Source organism: Sphingobacterium griseoflavum (assembly GCF_014653155.1).
Classification (GTDB): Bacteria; Bacteroidota; Bacteroidia; order Sphingobacteriales; family Sphingobacteriaceae; genus Sphingobacterium; species Sphingobacterium griseoflavum.
The window spans coordinates 17,207-34,973 of record NZ_BNAF01000011.1 but is presented as its reverse complement, the minus strand read 5'-3'; the positions used below and the strand labels follow the sequence as shown (position 1 = coordinate 34,973).

13 protein-coding genes and 1 tRNA gene are annotated in these 17,767 nt (G+C 45.1%); 6 read left to right on the top strand and 8 right to left on the bottom strand.

Annotated features, from left to right (window positions below):
* Positions 1 to 51: 51 nt before the first annotated feature.
* Positions 52 to 124 (bottom strand) — tRNA-Met (locus IE165_RS14320).
* A 248-nt stretch (positions 125 to 372) separates the two neighbouring features.
* Here IE165_RS14320 and era point away from each other — a divergent pair.
* Positions 373 to 1,251 (top strand): GTPase Era, encoded by an 879-nt coding sequence (era, locus tag IE165_RS14315; protein ID WP_189627331.1) that lies wholly within the window; start codon positions 373 to 375, stop codon positions 1,249 to 1,251.
* Between the two features lie 6 nt (positions 1,252 to 1,257).
* On the opposite strand, the gene uvrC is transcribed toward era, so the two are convergent.
* The 3 genes from uvrC to porW form a co-directional block, all read right to left on the bottom strand.
* Positions 1,258 to 3,057, bottom strand: coding sequence for an excinuclease ABC subunit UvrC (gene uvrC, locus IE165_RS14310; protein ID WP_189627330.1), 1,800 nt, complete (start codon positions 3,055 to 3,057; stop codon positions 1,258 to 1,260).
* 65 nt (positions 3,058 to 3,122) lie between these two features.
* Positions 3,123 to 5,369, bottom strand: a complete 2,247-nt coding sequence (locus IE165_RS14305; protein ID WP_189627329.1) for a penicillin-binding protein 1A — start codon at positions 5,367 to 5,369, stop codon at positions 3,123 to 3,125.
* A gap of 19 nt (positions 5,370 to 5,388) precedes the next feature.
* Positions 5,389 to 8,532: a type IX secretion system periplasmic lipoprotein PorW/SprE gene (gene porW / locus IE165_RS14300; protein WP_189627328.1), complete on the bottom strand. Its 3,144-nt coding sequence runs from the start codon at positions 8,530 to 8,532 to the stop codon at positions 5,389 to 5,391.
* 210 nt (positions 8,533 to 8,742) lie between these two features.
* Here porW and IE165_RS14295 point away from each other — a divergent pair, with 210 nt between their 5' ends.
* Positions 8,743 to 9,963, top strand: a complete 1,221-nt coding sequence (locus IE165_RS14295) for a TCR/Tet family MFS transporter (protein ID WP_189627327.1) — start codon at positions 8,743 to 8,745, stop codon at positions 9,961 to 9,963.
* Here the strand turns inward: IE165_RS14295 and ispF are convergent.
* A complete protein-coding gene (ispF, locus tag IE165_RS14290) occupies positions 9,947 to 10,426 on the bottom strand; it encodes a 2-C-methyl-D-erythritol 2,4-cyclodiphosphate synthase (RefSeq protein WP_189627326.1) in 480 nt (159 codons plus the stop codon). The two genes, IE165_RS14295 and ispF, sit on opposite strands and share 17 nt — an antisense overlap.
* A 191-nt stretch (positions 10,427 to 10,617) precedes the next feature.
* On the opposite strand from ispF, the gene IE165_RS14285 reads away from it, so the two are divergent.
* The 3 genes from IE165_RS14285 to IE165_RS14275 all read left to right on the top strand — a co-directional run bounded on the left by IE165_RS14285 (position 10,618) and on the right by IE165_RS14275 (position 14,050).
* Positions 10,618 to 12,150, top strand: coding sequence for an SUMF1/EgtB/PvdO family nonheme iron enzyme (locus IE165_RS14285; protein WP_189627325.1), 1,533 nt, complete (start codon positions 10,618 to 10,620; stop codon positions 12,148 to 12,150).
* Between the two features lie 222 nt (positions 12,151 to 12,372).
* Positions 12,373 to 12,942, top strand: coding sequence for an RNA polymerase sigma factor (locus IE165_RS14280; RefSeq protein WP_189627324.1), 570 nt, complete (start codon positions 12,373 to 12,375; stop codon positions 12,940 to 12,942).
* A 13-nt stretch (positions 12,943 to 12,955) separates the two neighbouring features.
* Entirely contained in the window at positions 12,956 to 14,050 is a 1,095-nt protein-coding gene (locus IE165_RS14275) for a trypsin-like peptidase domain-containing protein (protein WP_189627323.1), read from the top strand.
* A 59-nt stretch (positions 14,051 to 14,109) separates the two neighbouring features.
* Here the strand turns inward: IE165_RS14275 and IE165_RS14270 are convergent, their stop codons facing one another.
* Positions 14,110 to 14,745: a peroxiredoxin gene (locus tag IE165_RS14270; protein ID WP_189627322.1), complete on the bottom strand. Its 636-nt coding sequence runs from the start codon at positions 14,743 to 14,745 to the stop codon at positions 14,110 to 14,112.
* A 165-nt stretch (positions 14,746 to 14,910) separates the two neighbouring features.
* Here IE165_RS14270 and IE165_RS14265 point away from each other — a divergent pair, with 165 nt between their 5' ends.
* Positions 14,911 to 16,047 (top strand): acyl-CoA dehydrogenase, encoded by a 1,137-nt coding sequence (locus IE165_RS14265; protein ID WP_189627321.1) that lies wholly within the window; start codon positions 14,911 to 14,913, stop codon positions 16,045 to 16,047.
* Between the two features lie 35 nt (positions 16,048 to 16,082).
* On the opposite strand, the gene IE165_RS14260 is transcribed toward IE165_RS14265, so the two are convergent.
* Both IE165_RS14260 and IE165_RS14255 read right to left on the bottom strand, forming a co-directional pair.
* Positions 16,083 to 16,490 carry a hypothetical protein gene (locus IE165_RS14260; RefSeq protein ID WP_189627320.1) on the bottom strand — a complete coding sequence of 136 codons (408 nt, stop codon included), beginning with the start codon at positions 16,488 to 16,490 and terminating at the stop codon, positions 16,083 to 16,085.
* A 3-nt stretch (positions 16,491 to 16,493) separates the two neighbouring features.
* Positions 16,494 to 17,744, bottom strand: a complete 1,251-nt coding sequence (locus tag IE165_RS14255; protein ID WP_189627319.1) for a glutamate-5-semialdehyde dehydrogenase — start codon at positions 17,742 to 17,744, stop codon at positions 16,494 to 16,496.
* Between the last annotated feature and the right edge of the window lie 23 nt (positions 17,745 to 17,767).

The following is a 17,767-nucleotide window of genomic DNA, read 5'->3' as shown; positions in this document are numbered from 1 at the left end:
CGCACCGCTCATTTAATTTCTTGGAGCTAGACTTCACGCCTAGCTCTTTAGTAGCGGGGACCAGACTCGAACTGATGACCTTCGGGTTATGAGCCCGACGAGCTACCAACTGCTCCACCCCGCAATATATTTTTATGGCATAGTGAAAGTCAAAAAAACTCCACTTTGATGTCAAATTTTATCAATCAGGCCTCGCGCTCGATCGCTTTCTTCAACCTCTTCAAACGAAGACCGTTGATTTCGGCACTCCAATTTGTTCTGTCTTTTTTAAAATTGCGCTTTTCTGTATGCGTAGCGCAAGATAACATCCCGTTTAATTGGAGTACAAAGATATTATTTGTTTCTTTGTATTCCAAATAAAAACAAGATAAAATGTCGCACAAAGCAGGATTCGTCAGTATCATCGGGAAACCCAACGCGGGTAAGTCCACCTTAATGAACGCATTAGTAGGTGAGAAGATGTCGATTATCACACCTAAAGCACAAACTACTAGACACCGAATTATTGGCATTGTGAACGATGAGGACCATCAAATCGTTTTTTCAGATACACCCGGCGTCATAAAACCGAATTATTCTTTACAGGAATCCATGATGAACTTTGTGCAAGGCTCCCTAATTGACGCTGATGTTATTCTCTTCGTTACTGATATTCACGAAAAGTACGATGAGAATGATGTAATCGAAAGGCTACGGAAAACATCATCTCCTGTGGCTGTGCTCATCAATAAAATTGACAAATCATCAGAAGAGGAAGTTAAAGCTAAAATCGAATTTTGGCAAGAAAAGCTGAATCCGGATGCGATATTTGCCATTTCGGCGCTGAAAGACCATGGTGTAACAGGCATTATGCAGTATATCAAGGAAAAGCTTCCCGAACACGCTCCCTATTATGAGAAAGATGAATTGACCGATAAAAACATGCGATTTTTCATGGCGGAGATGATTCGCGAAAAGATTTTCAAACTTTACGATAAAGAAATCCCCTACAGTACCGAGGTTGTAGTTACTTCCTATAAAGAAGAGGCCAATATCACCCGCATCGCTGCAGAAATTATTGTCGAGCGTGACTCTCAAAAAAACATCATCATCGGCAAAGCCGGAGCCATGATCAAAAAGGTGGGCACATATGCTCGGCAGGATATGGAAGAATTTATCGGCGGCAAGGTATTTTTAGAGATGTTTGTGAAGGTGATCCCGGATTGGAGGAGCAAAAAGAACTACTTGAAAAAATTTGGCTACGAGGATTAATCGCAGTTAACCCTCGAAATACTGGCGGAGTGCTTTAACTTGTTTTTGATTAAGCACTTTTGCCAATTCGTCTTCCGTTGCTTCCTTCACTCTTTTAGCGGACTTGAATAGTTTCAGAAGTTTCTCTACCGAAGTTTTGCCTATACCGGGTATATTCTCCAGTTCCGAAACGAATGTTTTACGACTGCGCTGGTTTCTGTGGAAAGTAATCCCGAATCGATGTGCCTCGTCCCGCAGATGCTGGATGATTCGTAGCGTTTCAGACTTCTTGTCCAAATAAAGAGGATATTGATCCCCTGGATAATAGAGCTCTTCCAATCGCTTTGCGATGCCGATTATCGTCACCTTCTTCTCTATGCCGAGCAATTTCAGGCTCTTCAAAGCGGCTCCTAACTGACCTTTCCCTCCATCGATAATGATCAGCTGGGGCAAGCTTTGGTCTTCATCCAACAGGCGACGGTAGCGTCTGAATACCGCTTCTTCCATGGTCGCAAAATCATTTGGCCCGATGACGGTCTTCACATTGAAATGTCTATAGTCTTTCTTGGACGGCTTCGCATCCTTGAACACAACGATTGCGGAAACAGGAAAATTACCTTGTATGTTCGAATTATCAAAGCATTCTATATGCCTCGGCAAAACATTCATGCGCAGATCCTTTTGCATTTGCTTGAGAACCCGCTCTGTTTTTATTTCCGGGTTTAAACGCTCGTACTGCAACATACGTTCCTTCTTGAAATAGGCGACGTTTTTGTAGGAAAGGTCAAGCAAATTGCGCTTCTCTCCCATTTTAGGGACCGTAAACTTCAGATCTTCCCGTTCTTCGATATGAATATCGAAAGGAACAATAATCTCCCTGGACGTGCTTTTAAATCGGCTTCGTATTTCGGGAATGGCTAAAGCAAGCAACTCCTCTACCGATTCGTCCAAACGTTTTTTCATTTCTAGGGTCTGCGTTTGTATCACAACCCCGTGCGCCACTTTCAAATAATTCACAAAAGCATAGCTATCATCAGCCGCTATATTAAAGACATCCACATTTGTAATGGACGAACTGACCACAGTCGATTTGCTTTGATAGTTGGACAGCTTGTCTAGTTTGCTTTTCAAGCGATGCGCCATCTCAAAATTCAACCCATTCACCGCATCAGTCATCTGTCCTTTCAAACGGTTCGTCACGACCGAAATTTTCCCGTTCAATATATCTTTTATATCAGAAAGATTTTGGTTATAGTCTTCTTCGCCCTGGTAACCTTCACAAGGACCTTTGCAATTTCCTATTTGATACTCCAAACAGACCTTATACTTCCCCTTGGCGATATTTTCTGGCGCAAGATTTAGGTTACAAGTACGCAAAGGGAACAACTCGCGAATCATGTCTAATATGATGTGCATCATACCGACTGAAGCGTAGGGCCCATAGTAGCGTGATCCATCTTTGATGTACTTTCGAGTCCAAAAAACACGTGGAAAATGTTCCTGCTTGATAACAATCCAAGGGTAGGTTTTGTCATCTTTCAGCATCACGTTGTAGCGAGGCTTGTGCTTTTTGATCAAGTTATTTTCCAACAGCCAGGCATCAATCTCCGTATCCACAATCGTAAACGCTATCCGATTGATCTTGCGCACGAGCACCCTCGTTTTGCTGTTTAGCTGGCTATCGTTCACAAAATAAGAGCCTACCCTGTTTCGCAAATCCTTCGCTTTGCCTACATATATCAGCTCGTTGTTTTTGTCGAAATACTGATAGACGCCTGGTTTATGCGGTATCCTCTTTAGTTCTTCTTTGTAATCAAATAACTCCATATAAACAAAAATGCCGAACAACAAATTTCGTTAAATCTACTGTTCGGCAATGAAAAGATCGTCTATTAAAAACCTAATCTATCGTCGTCCAACTGAACTTCATCCACGGAACTGCCATGGAACGGCTGATATTTGCTACAATCCAACTCTCTCGTTAGCCCTCCGGGCGGCAACGGAAAATCTTCCTGCGTATAGTGCAGCTTCTTGTCATCATATACCTTTCTCATATATAATCCAAAAATAGGCAGGGCTGCCGCTGCTCCTTGTCCAGATGCCATGCTGTGAAAACGAATGCCACGATCTTCAGCTCCCGTCCATACCCCCGTTACCAAATCCGGCGTAATACCAATAAACCACGCATCAGAATTGTCGTTCGTCGTACCGGTTTTGCCGCCCATTGGGTTGGTAAGCCCACCATATTCTGCCCTTCTGACACGAGATCCTGTTCCACCATCCACAACGCCCTTCAACATATTTACCATGATGTAAGCAGATTCGCTGTTCAAAGCTTTTACCACTTTGGGCATCTTCTCGTAAATAACCGTTCCATTTTTATCTTCGACACGTAAAATCATGGTAGGTTCAATCCAAGTTCCTTGATTGACGAATGCCGAATAGGCACCTACCATGTCAAATACATTGGCTTCGTATGATCCTAACGCGATAGATGGGTAGTTGGGCACATCCGAGGTAATACCCATCTTTTTCGTAAGCATAGCTACATTCTGCGCCGTGACCTCGTTGATTACATAGGCCGTCGCAAAGTTTTGGGAATATTTGAGTGCATTTTTTAAGGTAATGGGATCCCCGCCCTGCGTTGTGCCACGCGGCGTCCAGTTGCCGTACGTTTGCATATGATTGGGCACGGTAAAGCAAGGGGAATAACCGTTATCGATCGCCGTAGCGTAGGTGAAAGGCTTTGCCGTCGAACCAACTTGGCGCTGCGCCTGTTTGACATGGTCAAATTTAAAATGCTCAAAATTAATACCGCCTACCCACGCTTTGATATGCCCTGTCTTTGGTTCCATCGACATCACCGCATTGCGCAGGAAAAGCTTGTTATAGCGAATAGAATCCATTGGTGTCATGACGGTATCGACATTTCCCCTATAGGTAAACAGCGTCATGGGCACCTTTTTTTGGAATTCCTTCCGGATATCATCCTCCGAAAAGCCAGACTCCTTAAGCGCCCTGTACCGATCAGAATTACGCATCCCTTTAACGAGGAGCTTGGCATTATCGCCCCGAAAAGGATCTGAATTGCGATACTGCCGGTCAAAATCCCGCTGCAGTTTCATCATCCATTCCTTTTGCGCCTGTTCTGCATACTGCTGCATACTGTAATTGATTGGCGTATATATCCGAAGACCATCCCGATCCAAATCATAGGGAGTGCCATCCCCTTTCGTAATAGAAAGCTCTTTAAATGCTTTCTTTATCTCGTCTTTCAGAATCGCCCTAAAATATGGCGCTAGTCCTTCCCCATAGCTAGATATACTCAGCCTAAGCTTAATCGGATTGCCCTTCGCTTTGGCCAACTGATCTGCTGTCAGAAAATTTTGATTGGCCATGTTGTTTAGTACGGTGTTTCTGCGCACCGTAGCATTATCTGGAAAACGTACCGGCGAATACACCGAGGGACCTTTTAACATCCCCACCAATATTGCCGCTTCTTCGGGAGCGAGCTTATCGGGCGTCGTGCTAAAGAAAGTACGCGCTGCCGACTTGATGCCGTAAGTGTTTTTATACCCAAAATCTACCGTATTGAAATACATGGTAATGATTTCTTCTTTTGTATAGCTCCTTTCCAACCGCACAGCCGTTATCCATTCCTGAAATTTCTGCATGACGCGCTTGAAGGTATTCCGTTCACGGCGCTCTGAAAATAAATTCAGTGCCAACTGCTGGGTAATCGTGCTCCCGCCCTGTTTGTTGCCAAACAACGTGTGGAATACCGACGTGATGGTACGCGAATAGTCGATGCCGGAATGGTCATAAAAACGTTTGTCTTCTGTAGAGATAAGCGCTTGGATCAAATAGGGTGACAACTCGCTGTATGTGACATTCGAACGGTTGTGGCGATAGTATGTGCCTAATACCTGAAGGTCGTCGGACAGTATTTCTGAAGCGAGGTTGCTCTTTGGGTTCTCCAGCTCCTGAAAAGAAGGAAGCTTCCCAAAAACGCCAAAACGAACACTCGCGATGAACAATACACCGATCAAAATGACAGCAAAAAACACCTTCCAAAAATTGAATGTATATCGCTTGATGTCCTCTGCGGTCAATTTACTTTGCTTTGATTCTCTTTTCATTTTATTGTCGAAAACGATTTTATTGCTCTTCGTAAACCTGATGATAGTTTTTAATCTGTATCCCATCAGTTAACGTGCCAATTGCTTCTCTTGTTATGATAAAGCTGTTGTAATCTTCTTGTGGCACTTTCATGATTTCAGGTAACAAAGGTAAGATTCTCGTTTCATAAGTTTTAACTTCTTCAAAAGTTTCGAAAGGCCCCATGCATAATAACTGGTTTTCCGCATTCACCAAGCTGAGTTGGTGGCTAATCGTAGACCGTGCATACCGTGAACGGTTAAACTGGCCGATGCCATACCGGCTAGGTGCAAGATTTACGGCCGGATCCATAACATTGACCACAAAATAGTAAGTCGCTGTATCGGGGAACAATTTTTTGTCGCGGTAGTCGTTTGCTCCAAAGTCGATACGCATCTGTCCAGTGTTGGTAATTTTTCCCTGGAGGCTTCCTACGTTGTCAAACTTACTTGTCGTCTTTATCGGTGCGCCAGTGGCGGATGCATCCAACCGGACCGAAGAGCGCTCCTCCTCCATATTTATAGAATCTATCCTTGAAGAAACCAGATTTGAAGATAATATACCCGCATTCACCGCCGACAAACCAGCCTTTCTGCCTGCTATGCTTTCCGTAGTGATTTTCGGCGAAGCCTCCTTTCTTTCTTCAGCCCACAGCACCGCGACTTCTTTTTTTATCGCTCCATCTTGGGGCTCGGCAGCCTTTTGTTCTGCAAGTTGGTCTTTGTAGGAACTGGCCAATGGCGAGGCTGTTCTATAGTCGCCATTTATACGTAACGCCGGCCATGGTGTCATATCCGGTTCGTCCACAAAAGCGACGCGCTGTTTGTCTTTGTCCTGCAACGCATTCACCCTGTTAGCAAATAGTTCGGGGTGGTGCACCATATACCTTTTATGTTCGCGCGCCAATGGTACCACGAGACTATCTGCAGGATAATGCTCTATAATTTCTTGCAAAGCCCCCATAAAATCTTCAACCCGACCTACGCGACCAATAGAAAGTGCTTTTAAGTAGGCCACCTGCGAGGCCATTTGGCTTGCTCGCGATGTTCCCGCGAGCACCTCCGTCGCTTGTTCTATCACCGCGGTATGTTCTCCATTCGTATAAAGCGTAAAAAGACGTTCAAAAGCCCGGTCCATGGTGCTCTTCTCGCGATTTCTCTTCTCCATATAATGCGGATCCTTCGCAACCATGGCATGTATACTGCCTGGATACCTATCCGTCAACTTCTCTTTATAGTACGCACTTTTCACTTGATCGACGCTATCGTACATTCGAAATAGCGCGTAATAGATCTCCGATGCAACCTCGGTATCTGGAAAGCGTTTTAATAAGGCTTCATAAGCCTCTATCGCTTGGGCGTTATTTCGTATATAGTCACGGTAGATATTACCGATGGCGATCATATTATCGTGAATCTTTCGGCGGCTATTTCCAAAGTCCTCGGCTGTTATGGGTATCGCATCTAAATAGCGCTGTCGAAATTGCTGCAAACTGTCTTGGCCGGCAACCTGTAAGACCTGCTCTACGGCATCCGAATCATTTGTCAGGAAAGGTTGTGTCTCCATAGCCTGTCCATCGGGATCTCCTGAAAAACGCCAACCATCTTTCAATTGCCTACCTCCCCATCGCTTCTTAAATGCTGATAGCCCTAAAAGACGTGCGTCCTGATTGTTAAAGTAAAAACGGCTATCGGCAAAGATGGATGCGGGCTGCTGGGCCGGGGCGGCGCCTTGCAAACTAGACCATGCATTTCTATTGGTCGATGATTCCTTTTTTGTACCTCCGTTCCTTTTTTTTTGCTGGACGATGAACAGCTCACGCGCAGTTAACGATTGTTTCGCCAAGGAATCCACCACAGCAAGCCGCACATTGTCAGGCATCTCGCCGAGCGCAATCAACGTATCCTGCCACATGTTCTCCTGATACAATGCGGTAAGCTCCTTCATAAAAGCAAGCTTTCTCCGCAGTTTGTTCACATCGGTATAGTTCTGTGGCAAGATGGTAGCGATACTATCGTAATAGCGCTGAGCCTTTTGATATTGCTTTTTAGAAAAGAAATAATCCGCCATCACTAGAAAGGTTTCTGTCTGCTGGTAAGGATTGCTATCCACATCCTTCAACGCCTTGTTGAAATAACGAACAGCATGTTCCTCTTCGCCACCCGCTAGGTAAATTTTACCTATTTCGAATAATATCTGATCGCGATAACCATCATTTTTGCCTTCTTTCAACATCTTAAAAAATGGCTTCGCCCGCTGTGCCAAGTTGGTTGTATCCTTCGATTGCGTCAGAAAAGCCGATTGCAGACCTGCTTCAAAGGCCATATCAAAAGGCACATTGCTCCTCGACAATTGATTGAATAAAACCAAAGCTTTCTCGTTTTCCGTATCCCGATATAGCTGAGCGAGCAGAAACTTCCATCGATAACGGTCGCCATGCCGGCCATTGGTGGAAAGGGCATACGCTAAAAATGGAATTGCTTCTTGTTCTTTGCCAATACGCACAAGGTGGTTAGCCTTCGCCGCATATACGAATGTCTTGGTTTTTGCGTGATCGTCTAGCACCATAAATGCAGAGTCTACCGCCAGCCCAGCAGCTTCCTCTTTTCCTAGCTGAAGCAGCGCACGGGATTTCCACGCGTAGGCCAACGCGCCAAATGACTTTTGTTCGGGTCGGCGATCACGGATCAGCTTATCGAAAAATGCTGCCGCAGTGTAATACGCTCCCTTATAGTAGTAAGCTTTTCCGATAAGGAAAATGGCATCATTGACATACTTGCTCGCCTGTTTGTCATTGACTATCTTGTAGGCTTTTTGAATCAGCGAATCCATCATCTTATGTGGATCTCCGCTTGTCGTGGGCTCATCAAATACCGACAGACGAATCTGGTAATTCTTTTCCAAAGCATGAAAAATGGCATTTGTTTCCTGTTCCAACATCATGTTGGCGTGATGAAGTATGTTATACCGGGATGTCAAATTTTGGAAGAAATCCGTTTTTAAGGTATCTTCCTGTCCCTGACGGGCAACTGCTGGCTTTCCCCTAAACAACCGGCAAGAGGAGATCAGCATCAGGCAACAGCTTATCAGCACAAGGGAAAAGAGGAACCGATGCCCCGAGAGTTTTTCAAATATCATTTTCATGCAGCGTAGACGTCTCTTTTTAGGCTTATCGTTCAGCGATCGTCGTTGTTACAAAAATACCATTATTCGTAGAATTTCTACTTAAATTCCTTTTAAAAATGAACATTCCGCTTCTGGCGCTGCCTGTATAACTTTTGTTTATCTATTTATTCTAAGGACTACAGATTAAAACACTATTTTAGAAAAAAAGTTATACTGTTGGATACCTTCATGCCACATAGAAAAAAATCAGGCTTATTTTTTATTTTTTTGACCGTAGTTATTGATACGGTCGGGCTGGGTATTATCATCCCCGTTCTGCCGGCCCTTATCAAGGAGTTGATTCATGGTGATCTTAGTGATGCTTCGCGCTATGGTGGATGGCTGATGTTCTGTTACGCATTTACCCAGTTTATTTTTGCTTCTGTCCTCGGAAATCTCAGCGACTGCTATGGCCGTCGGCCTGTTTTGCTGTTCTCTTTATTGGGATTTTGTGTCAACTATGTATTGATGGGATTTGCCCCATCTATTGGATGGCTATTTTTAGGAAGGCTTATTGCCGGCATTACGGGGGCAAGCCACACTGTGGCGGCCGCGTACATTGCTGACATCAGCAGTCCTGCTAAGAAAGCACAAAACTTCGGTCTTCTTGGCGCTGCTTTCGGTCTCGGATTTATTATTGGACCCGTTATTGGCGGACTGCTTGGTCAATTTGGATCGCGCGTCCCATTCTTTGCGGCTGGAGCGCTCAGTTTATTGAACTTGGTTTATGGATACTTTGCCGTTCCTGAATCCCTACCGGCCGATCACCGTCGCGGATTTTCATGGCGGAGAGCTAATCCTGTAGGAGCTTTTCAACATATGAAAAAATATCCGCAGATTTATGCATTGGTAAGCTGCATATTCTTGGTCAATCTCGCAGCACATGCCGTGCAAAGCACCTGGTCTTACTACACGATGGAAAAATTTCAGTGGACCGAGAAGATGGTAGGGCTATCCCTCGGTTTCATCGGCACATTGCTGACCATTGTGCAGGCTGGGTTATTACGTGTAACGATACCGAAACTTGGTTTACCGCGATCTATTCTGGTTGGCCTTTCCCTGCATAGCATTTCCCTCCCGCTTATGGGGTTAGCAACGGCGACGTGGTCGCTATACGCTTTCAGCGTGCTGTATGTTTGCGGGGGTATCGCTGGCCCAGCCATGCAAAGCATGATCTCGAACCTTACCCCTAGTAACGAGCAAGGGCAAATACAGGGCGGAGTGGCTTCGCTGGTTAGCCTAACAGCGATTATCGGACCACTGCTAATGAGTAACTTATTCGCATTTTTCACAACAGCTAGCAATCCATACTATTTTCCCGGCGCACCGTTTGTAACGGGAGGAGCCATGACCCTCAGCGCTTTCTTTATCGCCTTTGCTTATTTTCAAAAAACTAAGGCTTCGAGATAAGGCACACCGCATAAGCCACAACGCCCTCTTTGCGCCCAATGAAACCCATCGTTTCGTTCGTTGTCGCTTTAATGGAAATGTCGTCGATCTCCAACCCGGTGACATCGGCAAGATATGCTTTCATTTCTGGTATGTAAGCCTTTATTTTTGGAGCTTCCAGTACGAGCATCGCATCGATATTACCAAGCGCGAAGCCTTTTTCCGCTATCAAACGAACGCATTCTTTTAACAATACAAGACTACTGATCCCTTTCCACTTGGGGTCGGTATTCGGAAAGTGATAACCGATATCTTCCAAGTTTGCAGCTCCCAAGATAGCATCACAAATCGCATGTACCAGCACGTCCGCATCCGAATGCCCAAAAGCCCCTGCATAATGGTCTAGCGTGACGCCTCCCAGCACAAACGGATGCCCGATCTTCATTTGGTGAACATCAAAACCAAAACCTACCTTTATTTTCATCTTGCAAACTTATATAATAATCGGCGATTGTACACGAAATATCAGCAATCTACACATATGGTGTTTTGCATGCTATGCCACACCACAAAAAAAATCATTTACCCGTCCCCACGCTATACATAATAACATTTATTTATTACTTTTGATTGGTCAGTCCATAACTCTACCCTATGATAGTAATAGATCAGCTTATGTTAAAAAAGATCTTCTTCCTGTTGGTAATTTTATCCGCCATGGCTACATTCCATTCCTGCAAGAGCAAAAGGGCTAGGAAAGACGTGTCTCCAAAAACCGGCGTAGCCTACAACGACTCCTACAACGGGGGCTTGCAGATAAATAGAAAAGTAAAAGAAACTCCTGGCCCGGGCTTGGTGGCTGTAGAAGGCGGAACATTCGTAATGGGTGGAAGTTTAAACGAAGATCTTGGCTATGCACATGACAATTTAAAGCGCCGGGTTACCGTAGCATCTTTCTATATCGATGAAACAGAAGTATCCAACGCGGATTGGCTGGAATATCTGCATTGGATTGCCCAGAATTTTCCCGAGGATGGCAAACTGTATTACGACGCACTGCCCGACTCCCTAGTTTGGCGGCATCCGCTCTCGTATAACGAGCCTTATGTAAACCTTTACCTCCGTCATCCATCATTCCAAGATTATCCGGTAGTTGGGGTGTCGTGGGAACAGGCGAATGCTTATTGCCAATGGCGAACTGATAGAGTCAACGAGCATATACTACGCCGTTCTGGCGTACTTGTCGATTACGAAACGAAAGCAAATCAGCGTGGTACTGGCGACGCTTTTAATACAGAAATTTATCTGAATGGCCAGTTGAAAGGCGCTGGAATTGACGGCCCCAATATGCCCAAAGACAACAGACCGGGCGCAGCATCGGACGGCCGTCGCACGGTGCGGATGGAAGATGGCATTTTAAAGCAACCTTATCGCCTGCCCACCGAAGCAGAGTGGGAATATGCAGCACTCGGACTTATAGGCAATACGGTAGCTGGCAATATTGAAGATAGCCGGATCTATCCTTGGAGTGGGCTGGGTGTTCGATCGGACAAAAGAAAAAACCAGGGACGGATGTTGGCCAACTTCAAGATCACGAGTGGCAACAATATGGGTGTAGCAGGCGATCTAAACGATGGTGGTGATATCACCGTTCCTGTTATGAGCTACGCACCTAACGACTTTGGTTTATACAATATGGCAGGGAATGTCAATGAATGGGTAAATGATGTATACCGGCAACTTTCTTTCGAAGATTTTGAAGACTTCAATCCCTTCCGTGGTAATGTCTTCGTGGACAACCAATATGAAGACGCTGAAGGTCGTATCTTGGCGAAAGATAAGTATGGCCGCCCAATAAAAGTACCGGCAAAGGCTCCGCGGAAACAAACATGGGAAGAGCTCCAAGCGCAACGTAGTACCGATCTGCAAACGGCCGCTTACCAATATGACGCGCGTGGCGCAGAGGATGAGGAAATGGAGGAACTTTATGGAAAAACGACCTTGGTCAATAATAAAAGTCGTGTTTTTAAAGGGGGCTCTTGGAACGACCGCGCCTATTGGTTGAACCCGGCAACGCGTCGTTTTATGCAGCAAGATGAATCCAGCGCGATGACGGGGTTCCGCTGTGCAATGACTATGGTAGGCAATGTTTTTGGCCCCACACAGGGAACAGCGAAAACCAGAGCAAGACGCGTTTCTACGCCCTAGCAATTTGACTTTTCGTCGTAGACAGGGTCTCTCTCAGCTCCTTCTATATACGGAATAGGAGCAACCGACTGTCTATGGCGGTTTATATAACGCCCTAAACCGGCACAGGCTGGTCTGCCAGTTGTTTGTTCCGACACATCCTTTTTATCGAGCAAACAATAATAAAAAAGAAAAAAAAACGTCTATACGAAGGTTACTATTTAGCTTAAAAGGTATTAATAAGTGAGTAAGGATAAAAGCGATACAAACATTGATTTGGAAATCCTTCGTGGTATGGAATCTGGCGATAACTTGGCAATTCATAAGTTATACACGCTATATTACCCCACCATCGCGAAAATGGTTATCAATAACCAGGGAAGCAGAGAAGAGGCCCAAGATATCTTTCAGGAAACCGTAATGGTACTTTATGACAAAGTGATTAGCGGCGATTTTGAATTGAGCAGTAAGCTGCAAACTTTTCTGTACGCGATTTCCAAAAGATTGTGGTTAAAGCAACTCACGCGTGGAGAATCTAAATATTATAAAGATCAGCTTGATCAACTAGAGGACTCACTGGCAGCTGAAGATGCTATCGAGGAGCATATGGTTACCGAGGCAAACCTGCTTCAAATGGAGGGTGCGCTTTTGATGCTTGGAGAACCATGTAAAACGATCTTGCATGATTATTATATTAAAAGCGCCTCGATGACAGATATATGCGAAAAATTTGGATACACCAATCCCGATAACGCGAAAAATCAGAAATACAAGTGTCTGCAGCGGCTCAAAAAAGTTTTTTTTAAAAAGTAAGGTAAAACGTGTCATGGAAGGCTTAAGGCAACAAGAATTTATAGAATGGGCAGATCAATATCTCCGCGGCGAACTTTCGCCCGAAGAGCAGTCAGCATTTGAAAAATACTGCGTAGAGTACCCTGCTTACGCTGCTGTTTTTGCGGAGCACAAAGCATTTCTGCAGCGTCTTAAACAAGCAGACGCCAGATTGGTTTTCAAAGAAAGATTGAACAAAAATGCAATAAAATACGCACAGGAAAGCGAAATCAAGGAACCTGCTAAAATTATCCGACTGTGGCGGAAGGTGCAGCTGAATGCTGCTGTTGCTGCAACGATCGCCATTGTTTCTGTTTTTTCTACACTTTGGCTGACAGGCTATTATCGCAACCTTAAAAAGACAACTACTGATTACAGCGCCTTACGCCGTGACATGAACACCGTCAAACGTAACGTCAATGCACACAATGCAGCGATCAAGAATATAAAAAGCGGTAAAGATCATACAGAGACTATGCATTTTGGTGCTACAGGTTTTATGATCACGCGTGACGGTTATGTGGTGACAAACTACCACGTTATAACAGGGGCAGACTCCGTACATCTGCAAAACCACCGCGGACAATCCTTCAAAGCAGATATTATTTTCACCAACCCGGAGAAAGATTTGGCCATTCTCCATATCAGTGACTCGACGTTTAAATCGAGCAAAAATATTCCGTATACTTTTAAGAAACAGGACTCTGATTTGGGAGAAGATATCTATACCATCGGGTTCCCGCGCGATGAAGCCGTATACGGGCAGGGGTATCTTAGCTCATCGACAGGATATGCAGGGGATACGCTAGCTTATCAGATATCCATACCGGTCAATCCTGGAAATAGCGGTGGTCCGGTTCTGGATAAAGACGGCCATGTTATTGGAATTATCAGCGGTAAGCAAAAAGGTATTGATGGTGCTGCTTTTGCCATCAAAACCAAGGCCCTTCTCGAAACGTTGAACAGCATTCCTGCTGACGCCTTGAAAGGAAATATTGTATTGAGCAACCGTAATGGCTTGAGCAGCCTGAATCGTACCGAGCAGATCAAGCGTCTTCAAGAATATATTTATATCGTGAAAGTCTATTAACCGCTTAAAATAAGAGCGCGGATTGATGATTCGCGCTCTTATTTTTCCTATGCAGCTCCCTATTTATTCGGCTGTGGTGTCACCCGCAAATACGGCTTGATTTCCGTGAACCCTTTCGGAAATTTCGCGGGTATATCTTCGGTCTTGATTGCCGGCACCACGATCACATCCTGTCCGTCTGACCAATCTGCTGGTGTTGCAACCGAATATTCATCCGTTAATTGCAGGGAGTCGATAACCCGTAAAATCTCGTTAAAATTGCGTCCTGTCGATGCAGGGTATGTCAGTGTCAGCTTCACTTTTTTATCTGGTCCAACAATGAAAACCGAACGCACTGTCGCCGTCACCGAGGCATTTGGATGGATCATATCATACAACTCGGCTATGGAACGATCCTTATCCGCGATAATCGGAAACTCTACCGAGGTATTTTGCGTTTCGTTGATATCTTTGATCCAATTGAGGTGATCCTCTACGGAGTCTACACTCAATGCCAACACCTTTACGTTGCGCTTTTCGAACTCTGATTTCAATTGTGCTGTCCTGCCCAATTCTGTCGTACAAACCGGGGTGTAATCCGATGGATGTGAATACAACACGGCCCATCCCCCATCAATATATTCGTAGAAATCAATCGGCCCTACCGATGTCTCCGCCTGAAAATTAGGCGCAATATCTCCTAGTCTTAAACTCATATCGTTGTTTTTATGTCTTACCTATAATCTACAAATTTAGTAGATTATTTTAATTTTCAAAATATTAGCCCCACGTATTGAAAATAAATCACCAAACATTACAATAAATTTACTATGCAAGCATATTATTATTACTTATATTTGATTACTAAATATAGAGCGATTATGTACTTTCAACTAAACGAGGAACACGAACTTATCAGGCAGACAGCTCGAGAATTTGCAAAATCTTTACGGGAGGGCGCCATCGAGCGGGACGAAAAGGCCATGTTTCCCTTTTCATCCGTGAAACAAATGGGCGAGCTGGGTTTCATGGGGATGATGGTAGAAGAACAGTATGGTGGAGCGGGCATGGACACCTTAGCCTACGCCATCGCCATCGAAGAGATTTCAAAGATCGATGCTTCGGTTGGCGTGATTATGTCTGCTCATAATTCGCTGGTTTTATATGGGCTGCAGGCTTTTGGAAACGAGGTACAAAAAGAAAAGTACCTCCGCCCCTTGGCATCAGGTGAAAAACTGGGCGCTTTCGCGCTTTCTGAACCGGAAGCAGGATCGGATGCCACTTCACAGCACACGACAGCAATCGATAAAGGAGACCATTACCTACTAAACGGCACCAAAAACTGGATAACAAATGGCGGAAATGCGGACATCTACCTCGTTATCGCACAGACGCATCCTGAAAAGGGGCACCGCGGGATAAACGCACTTATCGTAGATAAGGGCATGGACGGATTTACGATAGGCCCAAAAGAGAACAAGCTTGGTATCAGAAGTTCGGACACCCACTCCCTATTATTCAGCGATGTAAAGGTTCCAAAGGAAAACAGAATTGCTGACGATGGCTTCGGTTTCAAATTTGCGATGAGAACTTTGGACGGAGGACGCATCGGGATTGCGGCACAGGCACTTGGTATTGCTGCCGGAGCTTACGAATTGGCTTTAGCCTACTCCAAAGAGCGAATAACATTTGGCAAACCCATTTGCGAACATCAGGCTATTCAATTTAAATTGGCCGATATGGAAGTGGAGATAGAGGCCGCACGGCTCCTTACCTACAAAGCGGCCTGGCTTAAAGATCATGGTAAGGCATATGCCAAGGAGGCAGCCATGGCCAAACTGTTTGCCTCAGAAGTAGCCATGAAAACGACAGTTGAGGCGGTGCAGATACATGGAGGATACGGGTACGTGAAAGAATACCATGTGGAGCGCATGATGCGCGACGCGAAAATCACACAAATCTATGAAGGCACATCGGAAATACAGCGCTTGGTGATTGCACGCGATATATTGAAGTAAGGAAAACGGATATGCGTTTCCTTTTCCTCATCTATTTAATTCGAAGCAAGTAGGCTGTCGATCGTCGCCAAATTACCGTAATCCTCGAAGGAGAAACTACCCGACTTCGCCGACACGTAGCCGAACAAAAATTTAGCGTGTTGCAATAATTGCCGTTTTTCGGCAGCATCCCGAACCAGCAAAGCATCCCGAAGAAGAAGCAAAGCCAATGGACGTATCTGTTCAAGATGTAATGCGTCATCGACATACGACTTCAGTTCTTCTTCCGACGCTGTTATCATCCACGAACGTTCCTTTCTAAAGAATTCACGATAGCCATTTTCTATAGGTGCTAAATCGACAGGCTCTTCGAAGGCTTCATGTTTATCTACCAAAAGGCGCAAAAATTTCGCCATCTCATTGACCCAGTTGAGGATCGTATCTTTCTCATATCGAATTCCCATATACTATCTTATTTGTCCATCTCCGGTAACATACCATTTCTCGGTGACCAACTTCTCCAACGCAAAAGGGCCACGTGCATGTAGCTTTTGCGTAGATATACCGATCTCGGCCCCTAAGCCGAACTCACCGCCGTCGGTAAAACGGGTAGACGCATTGGCATACACCGCAGCGGCGTCAATTGTGTCCATAAAAAAAGCAATCTTCTCCGCATCCTCCGACACGATGCATTCGGAATGTTTTGACGAATACTGGCCAATGTGAGCCAGCGCCTCATCAAAAGATGAAGTAAGCTTCACCGAACATTGCAAGGATAGAAATTCGCGACCAAAATCTGCATCAGTTGCGTGCTCCAAAAGCGGATAGTCCAGCGATTTGAACAAACGATAGGCATCTGCATCACAAAAAACACGTACGCCATAATTTTCGAAGTAAGGGACCAGCAGTGCCACAAAAGCTGGTGCTACAGATTTATCCACCAGTACGGTATCCAACGAATTGCAAACCGAGGGTCTTGAGATTTTCGCATTGGCAACAATCTGCGCCGCTTTGTGCAGATCGGCCGTTTCTTCGACATAGGTATGGCACACGCCGGCGCCAGTTTCGATAACGGGAACTTTTGCATGCTCCCGAACAAATTCGATCAGCGCCTGGGAACCGCGCGGAATGATGATGTCGACATGGGCCGTTGCCGTAAGCAGTTCATGTACAAATTTACGATCCGCAGGAAGTAGCTGTACAACATCTTGCGACAATCCGAGCTGAGCGAGCACGTCCTGTATAATCTTTACCAACATCACATTAGTATACCAGGCATCCGATCCCCCTCGTAGTAAACAGACATTGCCCGATCGGATACACAAGGCGGCGACATCCACGGTAACATTCGGCCGCGACTCATAGATGACCGCAACAACGCCCAAAGGAACCGTTTTCTTTTCGACGTTCAAGCCATTGTCAAGTATTTTATGCGATAACATAACACCTGTAGGATCCGCTAACTCCGCAACCTGCCGCATACTTTCTGCCAAGGAGTGAATACGATCTGCTGTAAGCAATAGTCGATCATATCGAGCATCCTCGGGATCCATACGGTCCAAATCCCGCTTGTTTTCAACAAGTATAGCATCCGCATGTTCGCTTAGCGAGGTGGATATCCCATAGAGCAACTTACGTTTCATCTCATCGGATAATCGCTTTGCTTCTCTCGTCGCCGCATATGCAGCTTTTAATTCGAACTGAATATTATCTTTCATATCTTCTTCCTATCAACAGCATT

Coding starts and splice junctions, on each gene's coding strand:
- IE165_RS14275 (WP_189627323.1), top strand. CDS start 12,956: ATGGAAGGCTTAAGGCAACAAGAATTTATAGAATGGGCAGATCAATAT.
- IE165_RS14305 (WP_189627329.1), bottom strand. CDS start 5,369: ATGAAAAGAGAATCAAAGCAAAGTAAATTGACCGCAGAGGACATCAAG.
- IE165_RS14260 (WP_189627320.1), bottom strand. CDS start 16,490: ATGGGAATTCGATATGAGAAAGATACGATCCTCAACTGGGTCAATGAG.
- IE165_RS14265 (WP_189627321.1), top strand. CDS start 14,911: ATGTACTTTCAACTAAACGAGGAACACGAACTTATCAGGCAGACAGCT.
- IE165_RS14255 (WP_189627319.1), bottom strand. CDS start 17,744: ATGAAAGATAATATTCAGTTCGAATTAAAAGCTGCATATGCGGCGACG.
- ispF (WP_189627326.1), bottom strand. CDS start 10,426: ATGAAAATAAAGGTAGGTTTTGGTTTTGATGTTCACCAAATGAAGATC.
- uvrC (WP_189627330.1), bottom strand. CDS start 3,057: ATGGAGTTATTTGATTACAAAGAAGAACTAAAGAGGATACCGCATAAA.
- IE165_RS14295 (WP_189627327.1), top strand. CDS start 8,743: ATGCCACATAGAAAAAAATCAGGCTTATTTTTTATTTTTTTGACCGTA.
- era (WP_189627331.1), top strand. CDS start 373: ATGTCGCACAAAGCAGGATTCGTCAGTATCATCGGGAAACCCAACGCG.
- IE165_RS14285 (WP_189627325.1), top strand. CDS start 10,618: ATGTTAAAAAAGATCTTCTTCCTGTTGGTAATTTTATCCGCCATGGCT.
- porW (WP_189627328.1), bottom strand. CDS start 8,532: ATGAAAATGATATTTGAAAAACTCTCGGGGCATCGGTTCCTCTTTTCC.
- IE165_RS14270 (WP_189627322.1), bottom strand. CDS start 14,745: ATGAGTTTAAGACTAGGAGATATTGCGCCTAATTTTCAGGCGGAGACA.